We start from the raw sequence: 12,435 nt of genomic DNA on the forward strand, positions 1-12,435 counted from the left end.
CCGCCGCGTCGGCCCGGCGCCCCGCCGCCGCTCCCGACCCGCCCGGTCGGCCGGGGCGAGCAGGCGCGGTGCGGGGAGGCCGGGCAGGCGCGGGGAGAGGTCCCCCAGGTCGGTGGCGACGCTCGTGCCCCGCGACCGGAGGCGGCCGCGTACCGCCCGCGCCCGCCGGCGGCCCGCACAGGCCCGGCGGCGGGGCGCCGCGACCGGTCCGGCGCCCCCCTCGTTCCGGTGCCGGGCGCTCAGTCCTCCGCGTCGCGCACCAGGAGGGCGATCTGCACCCGGTTGGCCAGCCCCAGCTTGGCCAGGGACCGGCTGACGTGGGCCTTGACCGTGGTCTCGGTCATGGCCAGCTCCCGGGCGATCTCGGCGTTGGCCAGCCCCCGGGACACCCCGTTGACGACGTCCCGCTCCCGCGCGGTGAGGCGCGCCAGCCGGTCGCGGGCGGCGCGCGCCGCAGCGGGGCGGCGCTCGGCGCGGGCGTCGACCAGCCGCCGGGTGACGGCGGGGGTGAGGATCGCGGTGCCGTCGGCCACGGCGCGGACGGCCGCGACCAGTTCCCGGGGCCCGCTCCCCTTGAGCAGGAACCCCGCCGCCCGCGCCCGCAGCGCGCCGTGGACGTACTCGTCCAGGTCGAACGTCGTCAGCATGACGACCTTGGGCGGGTCGGGCTCGCGGTTGATCGCCTTGAGCGCCGCCACCCCGTTCATGCCGGGCATGCGGACGTCCATCAGGACCACGTCGGGCCGCAGGCTCCGGACGGCGGCGACGGCCTCCGCGCCGTCCGCCGCCTCCCCGGCGACCTCCAGGTCGCCCGCCGCCTCCAGGATCATCCGCAGGCCGGTGCGGACCAGCGCCTCGTCGTCGGCGATGAGGACCCGGATCACGTCGGCAGCCTCGCCCACACCCGGAACCCGCCCCGCGCGGTCGGCTCCGCCCGGAGGTCGCCGCCGAGCGCCTCGACGCGCTCGCGCAGCCCGACCAGGCCCACCCCGGCGCCGGCCACGCCCAGCGGCGCGCGGTCGGGCGGCGCGTTCTCCACCGCGACCTCGATGGCCCCGGCCTCCCGGCGCACCGCGACGCGGGTCGCGGCGCCGCCCGCGTGCTTGTGCACGTTGGTCAGCGCCTCCTGGACGACCCGGTAGGCGGCGTGCTCCTCGACCGCGTCGGCCGCGCCCGCGCCCGGGCCGGAGCGATCGTCCAACTCGACCGGCACGCCCGCCGACCGCGACCGGTCGACCAGGTCCGCCAGGTCGGCGAGCACGGGCGGGGGGCGCAGGGTGTCCGGGGCGCCCGGACCGTCCGCGTCCCCGGCCCCGCCGGGCGCCGCCTCCCCGGTGCGGCCGAGCACCCCGAGCACGTGGCGCAGCTGGAGGAGGGCGTCCTGCGCGGTGCGGCGGATCAGCTCCGCCTCGGCGGCGGTGGCCGTGTCGGGCGCGCCGACCTCCAGCGCGCCCGACCGCAGCACGATGAGCGACACCCGGTGCGCGACGACATCGTGCATATCGCGGGCGATCCGGGTCCGCTCCTCGGCGCGCACCCGCGCCGCGAGGGCGGAGCGCTCGCGTTCGAGCCGTTCGGCCCGCTCCCGCAGCCCGGCCAGTACCTGGGCACGGGCGGCCGCCCACGCCCCCAGGGCCAGCGGCAGCCAGACGAACAGCGGCGCGTTGCCCAGGGCGGAGGCCGCGTCCACGCCGGGGCGCGGAACGGCGGCGAGGACGGTCAGCACGGCGGCGGCCCCGGCGACGGCGGCGGGGCGCCGCCCGTGGACCGCCGCGAGGTAGAGGGCGACGGCGGTCACCGGCCCGGGGGCGCGCAGGACGGCGTCCACCGCGGCGAGGGCGACCAGCGGCCACACCGAGCGGGGCGCCGCCCGGGTGGCGGCCGCCGCTGCCGCCCCGGCCACCACGGCCGCCGGGACCGCCGGGACGGCGGCGAACCCGGTCAGCAGGGCGGGCGCGGACGGCGGGAACAGCAGGGGGTAGAGGGCGCCGCAGAAGGCCGCCAGAGGGAGGGCGAACGGCGCCGCCCGGCCGAGCACGTGCCCGACCGGCGGCCGGGCACCCCGCTCACCACTCACGCGCCCCACCCTAGCCACGGCGGCGCCGCCCACCGACTCCCCGTCACCAGCTCACCAGGCGCGACGGCGGGGTGCCGCGCGGTGCCGTGCCGCCCGGTTCCGCGCGGCCGGGCGTCCCGCGCAGCACGCGCACGCCCAGGGGCGCGAACACGAGGACCGCCGCCGCGGCCGCGATGACGCAGTCGGCCACCGTGGCCTCCTTGAGGACCCCGGTCCACAGCCAGCCCCACGCCACCAGCAGGACGGCCCGGCCGGTCCCCAGCACCCCCGACCGGTGGGCGGCGGCCGCCAGCAGCAGCACCCCGATGTACTGGCCGAAGTACGCGGTCACCGGCACCCGCCACGGCCCGTAGGCGAGATCGGTGTAGGTGGCGGACACGGTCGCCGTCGCCGCGCCGAGCCCGAGGTCGTCCACCATCGCGAAGGCGGCCGCGTCGACGCCCGCCGAGTACAGCCGGCCGAGCAGCCCGAGGGCGACCAGCACGGCACCCGCCGCGGCAAGGCGCGGGGACCGCGGGGCGACCAGCCGGGCGAGGGCGGCGACCGCGGGGACCAGCAGCATCGCGCCCGCCGCGAACAGGGCGTGGGCGGCCGTGGCCAGGAGCGGCGACTCGGCGTAGGCGGCGAGCTGGGCGTCGGCCATGAAGGGCCGGGCCTCGAACGCGCGCAGTTCCGCGTCGGTGAAGGCGCCGCCGCGCAGGGCGAGGTGGCGCAGGACCAGGCCGCCGCACCACAGCAGCGGCGCGGCGAGGAGCGCCGCACCGCCGATGGCGCGGCCGGGGAAGCCGGAGAGGTCGGGGGCGGGGCCGGGGGCGCGGTCGGCCGCGCGCGCCCGACCGGTGTCGTGGCGGGATGTCATGTGCCCAGCCTGGGCGGCGGCGCCCGCGCGGGCATCCTCCCTCCGCCACCGCCGGTGTCTCTTTGGTGGGGGGGTGCCCGGGGGCGGACGCGGCGCGGCGCCCGGGCCGGGGAGGGGGCCGGCCGCGGGCGCCGCGTCTCGGGGTGTGCCAGGGGGGCGGGGGTCAGGAGGCGTCGCCGCCGGTGGCGGTCTCCATCTCCGAGATCCACTGCTCGGCGGCCTCCGCGGGGGTGAGCCGACCGAACATGACCTCCTCGTTGATGCGCTTGGTGATGTCGACGGCCTCACCCGCGCCGATGGGCGGCACCGCGACCGGGTCGACCACATCGGGGGTGACCTCGTCGATGAAGTCGGCCGTCTCGGCGTCGGCCTCGGGCAGCGCGTCGCGGATCTCGTCGCGGATGCGGGTGTTGGCGGGCAGGCCGCGGTCGGCCAGGATGAGCTCGGCCGCCTCGACGTCGTTCAGCAGGTAGTCGACGAACATCGCCGCCTCCTCCGGGTGCTCCGTCCCGGCCGACACCGAGTAGAACATCGCCGGCTTGAGGAACACGCCGGTGCGCTCGCCCTCGGTCTCACCGGGATAGCGCAGCAGCTCCAGGTCGCGGCCCGCGGTGTTGCTGATGGCGCCGAACTGGTTGGTCCAGAAGTGCGCCATGGCCCCGGAGTTGGTGGCCACCACCGACAGGTCGGGGCCGCCGGCGTCGATCTCGACGCTCTCTGCGGCGCTCGGCGCCGCCCCGTCCTCGTGCATCCGGTACACCAGCTCCCACCACTCCTCCATGGTGGCCGCCGAGAACCCGATGCCGCCGTCCTCGTTGTAGAGGGACTCGCCGCGCTGGCGGGCGAAGATCTGGAACGGGCCCTCGGTGACGCCCATGGCCTGGGTGCCGAACACCTCGCCGTCGGTGGCCTCGCTGATCTGCTCGGCCGTGCTGATGTAGTCGTCCCAGGTCCAGGTGGTGTCGTCGGGCATCTCCACCCCGGCCTCCTCGAAGGCCGTCGGGTCGGCGTAGACGGCCATGGCGTTGACGCCCGTGGCCACGCCGAAGGTGCCCTCCTCCAACTGCCCGCCGTGCAGCGCCAGCTCGTCGATCTCACCGAGGTCGAGTTGCTCGCCGTACTCGGTGAGGTCGAGCAGCGCCCCGCGGTCGGCGTACTCCCGCAGGTAGCGCTCCTCCTGGGTGATGATGTCGGGGGCGTCGTTGGCGGCGGTACTGGTGGCGAGCCGGTCCCAGTAGGCGTCCCAGTCGGTGTACTCGCCGGTGATGCGGATGTTGGGGTGCGCCGCCTCGAAGCGGTCGATCACCTCCTGGGTGGTGGTGTGCCGCTCGTCGGCGCCCCACCACGAGAAGCGCAGCTCCACCACGTCGCCGTCGGAGTCGCCGCCGCACGCGGTGGCGGCGACGGCCAGGGCCGCCACGGCCGCGGCCGACCTGAGACCTGGTCGCATAGTCGTGTTCCTTTCGGTCATTTGATTCCGGTCGTCGCGATGCCCTTGACGAGGTAGCGCTGTCCGGCGAGGAAGAACCCGAAGATGGGCCCGAGCGCGACGACCGACATGGCGAACAGCGGGCCCCAGGAGGTCTGGCTCTGCGAGTCGACGAAGGTGCGCAGCGCGACGGGCACGGTGTACATCTCGGGGTCGGTCAGGAAGATCAACTGGCTGAAGAAGTCGTTCCAGGTCCAGATGAAGGTGAAGATGGCGGTCGTCGCCAGGGCCGGCAGCGACAGCGGGAGGATGATCCGCAGGAAGATGCGGGCGTGCCCGCACCCGTCGATGCGCGCGGCCTCGTCCAGGTCCTTGGGCAGGCCGCGGATGAACTGGACCATCAGGAAGATGAAGAACGCGTCCGTGGCCAGCAGCTTCGGCACGATCAGCGGGTAGAACGTGTTGATCCACCCGATGTTGGCGAACATGATGTACTGCGGCACGATCACCACGTGGATCGGCAGCATGATCGTCATGAGCATGATCGCGAAGAACAGCTTCTTGCCGCGGAACTCCAGCCGCGCGAACGCGTAGGCCGCCATCGAGCAGGCCAGCAGGTTGCCGACGATCGACCCGGCGACGATCCACACCGAGTTCCAGATGTAGTGGTGGAACGGGTACTCCAGCGCCGTCCAGCCCTCGGTGTAGTTCTCCGGGGCGAAGGTGCCGGGCAGCAGGCCGGCCTCGCGGAAGATGTCCGGGGTCGGCTTGAAGGAGCTCGACACCATCCACAGCAGCGGGTAGAGCATGACCAGCCCGAAGGCGATCAGCCCCAGATGCGTGAAGAACCGCCGGCGGTGGTCGGACCCGCGGCGGGCGGGGGAAGTCTCAGTCACCATAGAAGACCCAGTACCTGGAGGCGAAGAAGTTCACGGCCGTGAACCCCGCGATGATCAGCAGCAGCAGCCACGCCATGGCCGAGGCGTAGCCCATGTCGAACGACCCGAAGCCGCGGTCGTAGAGGTAGAGCGTGAAGAACATGGTCGCGTCGGACGGGCCGCCCGACCCGCCGCTCACGACGAACGCCTGCGTGAACGTCTGGAAGGCGTTGATCATCTGGAGCACGAGGTTGAAGAAGATGATCGGCGTCAGGAGCGGCACGGTGACCGCGAAGAACCGGCGCACCGGCCCGGCGCCGTCGACCGCCGCCGCCTCGTAGTACATGGCGGGGATCTGCCGGAGCCCGGCCAGGAAGATCACCATGGGGGCGCCGAAGGTCCACACGTTCAGCACGATGAGGGTGCCCAACGCGTAGTCGGGGTGGGACACCCAGCCCTCGCCCTGCACCCCGAAGAAGCCCAGGACCTGGTTGACCAGGCCGTCGGCGCCGAACACGCGCCGCCACAGGATCGCGATCGCCACGCTCCCGCCCAGCAGCGAGGGCAGGTAGAACACCGACCGGTAGAACGCGAGCCCGCGCACGCCCCGGTCGAGGATGAGCGCCAGGGCCAGCGCCATGGCCAGCTGGAGCGGCACCGACACGAACACGTAGACGAACGTGACCCGCAGCGAGGTGCGCAGCCGCTCGTCGGTGAGCATCTCCCGGTAGTTGTCCAGCCCGGCCCAGCGGGGGTCGCCGATGAGGCTGTAGTCGGTGAAGGAGAAGTACAGGGACGCCAGCATCGGGCCGATCGTGATGATGAGCAGGCCGGCGAACCACGGGGCGAGGAACGCGTAGGCGGCGAGGTCGTCGCGGCCGCGCCGGCGGCGGAGGCGGCGACGGCCGCCCCGCGCGGGCGGGGGTGCGGTGGCGGCCGGGCGCGCGGTGGACGCGCGGTCCCGGGTCAGCCCCATCACGACGCCGCTCCCCTCGGGGAGGGGGCGCACCGCGGCGCGGCGGCGTCCCGGCCGGCCGTTCGGTCTGAGTTCATGTGCGTAACCGTCCTCGGTCGGCCCGGAGATCGGGGTCGGGGGCGTCCGCGTCCACGGCGGGGGCGCCCCGCCGCGCCGAACGCCGGAGCGGTTCGGTAAGCGCTATCCATAAGCGGATGAACGGTTTCTAACACCCTCGCAATGTGACGTCAATCATTCCCCGGCGATCTTGTGGCGCCGCCGCGAGCACCCGAGAACGGGCGCCGACACCCCCTGGCCAGCGGCGACGCGGCCCGGGCGCCCTCGGGGCGGGCGCCCGATCCCGCACCGGACGTCCGCCTCACCTCGGGCGCCGCGCCCGCCGGACGTGTCCGGATCGTTGTACGCCTCCCCCCGCGGCGGCCCCGCCGGGGGCGGCACGGGGCGGGAACGGGCTGGAACTCGGCCGGGAAAGCGTTTACCGTTGGGCGGGTGAGCGACTCCAGCAGCCCCGCGCCCGAGCCCCGCCGCTTCGCCGTCGTCGGCACCGGTGCCCGCGCCCGCATGTACACCCGCGCCCTGACGTCCAGCCACGCCGCCACCGCCCGGCTCGTCGCCCTCTGCGACACCAACCGCACCCGCATGCGCGCCCACAACGACATCGCGGTCGCCAACGGGGCGGCACCCGTGCCCGCCTACCCGGCGGAGCGCTTCGCCGACATGCTCCGCGAGGAGCGCGTCGACGGTGTCGTCGTCTGCACGGTCGACCGCACCCACGCCGACTACATCTGCGCCGCCCTGGAGGCCGGCTGCGACGTGGTCACCGAGAAGCCGATGACCGCCGACCTCGACGGCTGCCGGCGCGTCCTCGCCGCCCAGCGCCGCACCGGCCGCCGGGTCGACGTCGCGTTCAACTACCGCTACAACCCGGTGCACCGCCGGCTGCGGGAGCTGGTGGCGTCGGGCGCGATCGGGGAGGTCGCGTCGGTGCACTTCGAGTGGCTGCTCGACCTGCGCCACGGCGCGGACTACTTCCGGCGCTGGCACCGCGAGAAGGAGCACTCGGGCGGGCTGCTGGTGCACAAGGCGAGCCACCACTTCGACCTGGTCGACTGGTGGATCGGCAGCACCCCGCGCACCGTGTTCGCGTGGGGCGACCTGTTCTTCTACGGCGAGGAGAACGGCCGCCGCCGCGCCCTGGCCGGCGACTACGAGCGGGCGCACGGCGCGGCGGGCGCCGACGCCGACCCGTTCGCCCTGCACCTGGACGACAGCCCCGACATGGCCCGGCTCTACCTCGACGCCGAGCACGAGGACGGCTACCTCCGCGACCGCAACGTGTTCGGGCCGGGCATCACCATCGAGGACGACATGTCGGTGCTGGTGCGCTACGCCTCCGGCGCCAAGCTGAGCTACCACCTGGTGGCGTACGCGCCGTGGGAGGGCTACCGGGTGGCCGTCACCGGCAGCACCGGGCGGCTGGAGCTGGACGTCACCGAGAGCCCGTCCACCCCGCGCGGCCGCACCGACGCCGCCCCCGTACGCGGCATGCCGGCGCCCAAGGAGAGCACCACGTCGCGGCTGCTGCTGCGGCCCCACTGGGAGGAGCCGCGAGAGGTCCCGGTCCGGGTGGGCGAGGGCGGGCACGGCGGCGGCGACACCCGCATGCTCGACGACCTGTTCGGCGTATCCGCCCCCGACCCGTCGCGCCCCACCCACGTCGACGGGGCGCACGCCCTGCTGACGGGCCTGGCGGCGAACGCGTCGATGCGAACGGGCCTGCCCGTCGAGGTGGCCGACCTGGTGCCCGAGGGGGTCGGCGGGGCGGAGTGACCCCGGCGCCGGCGGAGGCACCCGTTGCGGGGCCTTCGCCGGCGGCCGGTCCACGCGGGGCGGCAGGCCCGTCCCGCCGGCCGCCCGCGCGGTCTGGGGGATCCCCGGTGCGCGGCCCCATGCCCTCGGCGGGCGGGTGTGTCCGGCTCTGCTGGTTGACGGCGATGCCGGTACGGGGTGCGGCTATGCCCTCAGCGGGCGGGGGTGGGGGCGGGACGGCGGCGGAAGGTCCCCGGCGGCGCTGGGGCAGGGCGCCGCCGGGGCACGGCCCATCAGCCCGGACCGGTGTCCGAGGTCCGGGAGTGGGCGGCGAACCGGTCCCGCAGCGCGGGCAGGACCGGGTAGACGGCGAACTCCTCCAGTTCCATGACGCGGGTCCAGCTCTCGGGGAGCCGGTGGCGCCACTGCGCGGCCAGCAGCAGCCCCTGCACCCGGGCGACGTCGCTCCAGTCGTCGGGGATGGGCCGGCCGGCCCGCACGCTCTCCTGGCGCTCCCAGGCCAGGAGGGCGTCGTCGAAGGCGTCGAGGAGCTTCTGCACGCCCTCGGTGCCGATGCGGTGCACGCCCGCGCCGGGGTCGAGGGAGGCGGCGCGTTCGGCGGGGTCGATGAGGTGCAGCGCCGGGGTGACGTGCACGCTGCCGAAGCCCAGCGCCTTGCCGAGCCCGACCTTGTGCGCGTGGACGGGGTCGGCGGGGTCGCCGCCGTCGGCCGGGTTGCCGAGCAGCAGGGCGCGCAGCAGGGCGCCGACCTCGGCGTCGGTGAGGTTGGTGAACGTGATGCGGCCGTGGAAGGTGAGACCGGCGCGGAGCGGGACGACGTCGCGCACGGTGTCGGAGTCGGGGACGGTGTCGGCCCGCAGGTGGGCGTAGCGGCGGGACTCGTCGGGCAGGGGGTCGTGGCGGTGCAGGTAGACCTTGTAGCCGCCGAGGCGGACGTCGCCCTCGTGCGACCAGGTGACGAGGTCGGGCGCGCCGCCCCAGGTGCGGTCGGACATGGGCTGGAGCAGGTAGTTGGCGAAGCAGGTGCGCTGCGGCGACAGCAGTTCGACGCGCAGGGCGTGCGGGAACCAGGGGTCGGGGTCGTCGGCTACGGCCGAGCCGACCGACACCCGGCCGCGCGCGGCGGGGCCGGCGGAGTCGCGGGCGGCGAGGAGGTCGGTGTCGCCGAACAGGGCGCGCGGGATGTCGGGGGTGCGGCCGGGGTCGGCGGCGCCGGCCCCCGCGCCGAGGACGGGCGCGGGCAGGGCGCGGCTCACGGGGTCGTACTCGCCCACGGCGACGCGGTAGCCGCCGGAGCGGCCGAACGACACCACCCGGCCGTCGCGGTCCTGGTACCAGACGGGTTCGCGGGCGCCGCGGTCGAGACCGCCGGGGCGCGGCCGCCCGGCGGTGGCGGGGCCGGCGCCGGTGGGCAGCCCGGTGGTGAGGCCGACCGGGAAGTTGTGCTCCTGGAACCGGGTGATCTGGTCGGCGGACTCGACCATGCGCACGAGGTGCTCGGGGACCGGCAGCCGCACCCCGGGGGCGACGTCGGTGGGGAACAGGTAGGCGTTGCTGCGCTCGCCCGCCAGGCCGGTGAGGACCACGATGCAGTCCAGGGCGCGGACCTCGACGGCGTCGACGGAGTCGAGGGCGCGGTCGAAGTCGTTGCGGCGGCCGCGCGCCGACGAGCGGGCGCGTTCGCCGCCGGCCTTGTCGACGGACTGCTGGGCGCGGTCGCGCTTGCCGGCCCAGCGTTCGCGCAGGCGGCGGCGGACGGCGGCGTGGTGGTCGGCCGTGACGGGGACGCCCTCGGGGACGACCGCGAGCGCCCAGAACCGGGTCTCGCCGATGCTGCGCCCGCTGACCTCGGGGCACAGGGCGGTGACGCGCAGGTACTGGAACTCGCGGTGGAACTCGGCGGGCACGTAGCCGGGGCCGCCCGCGGCGGTGGGGTCGGGCAGCGGGAACGGGGGCAGCCCGGGGTGGCCGGCGAGGTCGTCGCGCAGGTCGGTGAGGCGGACCTGCAGCGGGCGTTCGACGGTGAGCGGGCGGACGTGCCAGTCGCGGGAGTCGGCGTCGTAGCAGAGGAACCCGGCCTTGACGGGGGCGCCGGGCGGGCTGGAGGGGGCGCCGCCGCGGTCGCGGTAGTCGCGGTGCAGCCGCCGCATGACGTGGCGGGCGCGGGGGTCGCTGCTGGACGCGGCGGGGGCGCGGAAGAAGAGCTGGGGGGTGTTGACCGGGCCGGTCTCGCCGCCGGTGAGGACCCGCAGCACGTTGCGGGTGAGGCCGCGCAGGGTGGCGCCGGGCAGCGCGGGGCGGCCGTCGATGGTGAGCGAGTGGTCGGGGCCGCCGCCCTTGCGCGTGGAGCCGACGAACAGCGGGGTGAGGGAGCGGACGGCGACGTCGATCCACCCGGAGTGGGTGCCGGGGATGCGGCGGTCGTGCCCGGCGAGCAGGTGGTGCTGGGTGACGCCGCCGCGCAGCACGGACTCCTGGAGGCGCTCGGCCGGCATGGGGCGTTCGGGGAGGGGGACCAGGCCGTAGGGGGCGACGGCCTGGTGGTCGCGGAGCGGGTCGGGCGGCGCGGGGCGGGCGGGTGAAGCGCCGCCGCGCTCGTCGCGGCGTCGCGATCGGCCGCCGGGGGGCAGCGGCGCGGATCGGCGCACGGCGACGGAGGCGCGGCGGCGCGGCATAGCGGCGGGACTCGGTCTCCGGTTGCCGGAGTGCGGTGTGTCGCTCACACGGCCTCCTCTACGCGTCGTCCAGCTCGTCCAGGCCGAGGGGCGCCGTGGGTTTGGGCCCCGCGTGGTATCCGGTGAGGCGGTGCTGCGCCACCCCGACCGCACCCGTGGCGCGATCCTCCGCCCAGTACTCTCGGACACTGATCCAGCTGCCGACGCTGGTGGGGGTGCGGGGGTCGGCGCCGCCGGGGGCGGGGCGCCGCTCGACGTCGAAGTCCTGCCAGCTCACGGGGTGCGCGGCGGTGGTGCCGGACAGTTCGCGGCCGATGCTGAACGGGATCGGGCCCAGAAGGGTGCGGCTGCCCCGGGCGGGGTCGCCGCCGGCCTGCGGCGCTCCCCCGCCGCGCCAGCCCACCAGGAGGAACGAGCGGTCGCGCGGGCGCAGCCACGCGGGCAGGCCGTCGGTGTCGGGGGCGTCGCGGGACAGCCAGGCGGCCTCGGCGGCCTCGCCGACGTGCACCTGCGCCGACGGGGAGAACACCACCGCGTCGAGCAGCCGCCAGGCGTCGGAGCCGTCGGCCGCCAGCGGCGGGGCGGACACGGGCGCGGTGGAGGGGTCGTCGCACGACAGCCGCCAGTACCGCTCGGGGCAGCCGCCGGTGATGCGGCCGTCGCCCAGCTCGGCGAGGAGCCACTGCGGCTCGCCCGGGGCGTAGCGGTCGAGCAGGCGGCACCGCCGCCCCTCCTCGAACAGGTCGACCAGCACCCCGCGCACCCCGGCCTCGTCGATGGCGGCGGTCTCCACCCCGACGGGCGCCGCGGCCTCCTCCCACGCGACGTCCACGCCCGTCACCCCTTCCTCACCCATCCGCACGAAGAACCCGCCCACCTTCTCTCGGACACGGTGCGGGAGTGGGGTGGGGTGGGGTGGGGTGGGGGCGGAGGGGTGTGGCCGGAGCGAGCCCCCCGAGCGCGATAGAAACAGCGCCCAGAGAAGCAACGGTTCAGCGGTCCAGCGGGTCTACAGGCCCCGCGGGCTCACGGAGCCAGCGAATCAGCAACGGATCAACGGATCAGACTCCACCAACCTGCTGGATGCGGACCATGTTCCCGGCAGGGTCGCGGAAGGCGCAGTCGCGCGTACCGTACGGCTGGTCGGTCGGCTCCTGGACGACCTCGGCGCCGCTCGACCGCACCTTCTCGAAGGTGTCGTCCAGGTCCCGGCTGGCCAGCAGAATCCAACCGTAGGTGCCCTTGGCCATCATCGCGGCGATGGTCCGGCGCTCGTCCTCGGTGACCCCGGGGTCGGCCCCGGGCGGCGCCAGCAGGATCGACGTCTCCGGCTGGTCGGCGGGCCCCACGGTGATCCACCGCATCCGCCCCTGCCCCACATCACTCCGCACCTCGAACCCGAGCCCATCCCGATAGAAGGCCAGCGAAGCCTCCGGGTCGTCATGCGGAAGCGCGGCGGTGTGGATGCTGATGCCCATACCGATCATGCTAGGCGCGCCACTCGCCACCCGCGTTGACCAGGGCTCGCCCGGACCACCGCGTGTCGGCTCGGAGCACACCGGCCACCGGAGCGAAAATCGCGGTGTGGCCACGGTCCACACGGCCGCGGACGAGATGGGGAGGCGGTGCCCGGTCCGGTCCGCGCCTCCGCGAAGAGGGGGCGCGGCGCCGAGAGGGACCGCGGTCCTCGGAGCGGCCCCACCGCACCCTC

General features: G+C 75.4%; 10 protein-coding genes. 1 reads left to right on the plus strand and 9 read right to left on the minus strand.

Going from position 1 to position 12,435, the window contains the following annotated elements:
- Positions 1 to 239: 239 nt before the first annotated feature.
- The 6 genes from NT8_RS12915 to NT8_RS12940 form a co-directional block, all read right to left on the minus strand.
- Positions 240 to 884, minus strand: a complete 645-nt coding sequence (locus NT8_RS12915) for a response regulator (protein WP_067968341.1) — start codon at positions 882 to 884, stop codon at positions 240 to 242.
- Positions 881 to 2,077, minus strand: a complete 1,197-nt coding sequence (locus NT8_RS12920; protein WP_217999165.1) for a sensor histidine kinase — start codon at positions 2,075 to 2,077, stop codon at positions 881 to 883. The genes NT8_RS12915 and NT8_RS12920 overlap by 4 nt, the downstream gene beginning before the upstream one ends.
- Before the next feature lie 43 nt (positions 2,078 to 2,120).
- Entirely contained in the window at positions 2,121 to 2,936 is an 816-nt protein-coding gene (locus NT8_RS12925; RefSeq protein ID WP_067968297.1) for a hypothetical protein, read from the minus strand.
- Between the two features lie 163 nt (positions 2,937 to 3,099).
- The gene (locus tag NT8_RS12930) at positions 3,100 to 4,386 is read right to left on the minus strand and encodes an ABC transporter substrate-binding protein (protein ID WP_245646156.1); all 1,287 of its coding nucleotides are present in this window, start codon (positions 4,384 to 4,386) and stop codon (positions 3,100 to 3,102) included.
- Between the two features lie 17 nt (positions 4,387 to 4,403).
- Positions 4,404 to 5,264 carry a carbohydrate ABC transporter permease gene (locus tag NT8_RS12935; RefSeq protein WP_067968303.1) on the minus strand — a complete coding sequence of 287 codons (861 nt, stop codon included), beginning with the start codon at positions 5,262 to 5,264 and terminating at the stop codon, positions 4,404 to 4,406.
- A complete protein-coding gene (locus tag NT8_RS12940; protein ID WP_067968345.1) occupies positions 5,254 to 6,219 on the minus strand; it encodes a carbohydrate ABC transporter permease in 966 nt (321 codons plus the stop codon). The genes NT8_RS12935 and NT8_RS12940 overlap by 11 nt, the downstream gene beginning before the upstream one ends.
- Positions 6,220 to 6,708: 489 nt before the next feature.
- Between NT8_RS12940 and NT8_RS12945 the strand changes: the two genes are divergently transcribed.
- Entirely contained in the window at positions 6,709 to 8,049 is a 1,341-nt protein-coding gene (locus NT8_RS12945) for a Gfo/Idh/MocA family oxidoreductase (RefSeq protein ID WP_067968306.1), read from the plus strand.
- A 272-nt stretch (positions 8,050 to 8,321) separates the two neighbouring features.
- Here NT8_RS12945 and NT8_RS12950 read toward each other — a convergent pair whose 3' ends face one another.
- From NT8_RS12950 to NT8_RS12960, 3 genes are all read right to left on the minus strand, one after another.
- The gene (locus NT8_RS12950; protein ID WP_245646157.1) at positions 8,322 to 10,772 is read right to left on the minus strand and encodes a TIGR03986 family type III CRISPR-associated RAMP protein; all 2,451 of its coding nucleotides are present in this window, start codon (positions 10,770 to 10,772) and stop codon (positions 8,322 to 8,324) included.
- A gap of 10 nt (positions 10,773 to 10,782) precedes the next feature.
- Entirely contained in the window at positions 10,783 to 11,556 is a 774-nt protein-coding gene (locus NT8_RS12955; RefSeq protein ID WP_245646158.1) for a hypothetical protein, read from the minus strand.
- Between the two features lie 229 nt (positions 11,557 to 11,785).
- A complete protein-coding gene (locus NT8_RS12960; protein ID WP_067968353.1) occupies positions 11,786 to 12,202 on the minus strand; it encodes a VOC family protein in 417 nt (138 codons plus the stop codon).
- Between the last annotated feature and the right edge of the window lie 233 nt (positions 12,203 to 12,435).

The organism is Nocardiopsis trehalosi NBRC 14201, from assembly GCF_001552555.1.
Lineage (GTDB): Bacteria > Actinomycetota > Actinomycetes > Streptosporangiales > Streptosporangiaceae > Nocardiopsis_B > Nocardiopsis_B trehalosi.

Bases quoted from the DNA above. Each gene is read 5' to 3' on its own strand.
- NT8_RS12925 (WP_067968297.1), bottom strand. From the start codon at position 2,936: ATGACATCCCGCCACGACACCGGTCGGGCGCGCGCGGCCGACCGCGCC.
- NT8_RS12930 (WP_245646156.1), bottom strand. From the start codon at position 4,386: ATGCGACCAGGTCTCAGGTCGGCCGCGGCCGTGGCGGCCCTGGCCGTC.
- NT8_RS12935 (WP_067968303.1), bottom strand. From the start codon at position 5,264: ATGGTGACTGAGACTTCCCCCGCCCGCCGCGGGTCCGACCACCGCCGG.
- NT8_RS12940 (WP_067968345.1), bottom strand. From the start codon at position 6,219: ATGGGGCTGACCCGGGACCGCGCGTCCACCGCGCGCCCGGCCGCCACC.
- NT8_RS12960 (WP_067968353.1), bottom strand. From the start codon at position 12,202: ATGGGCATCAGCATCCACACCGCCGCGCTTCCGCATGACGACCCGGAG.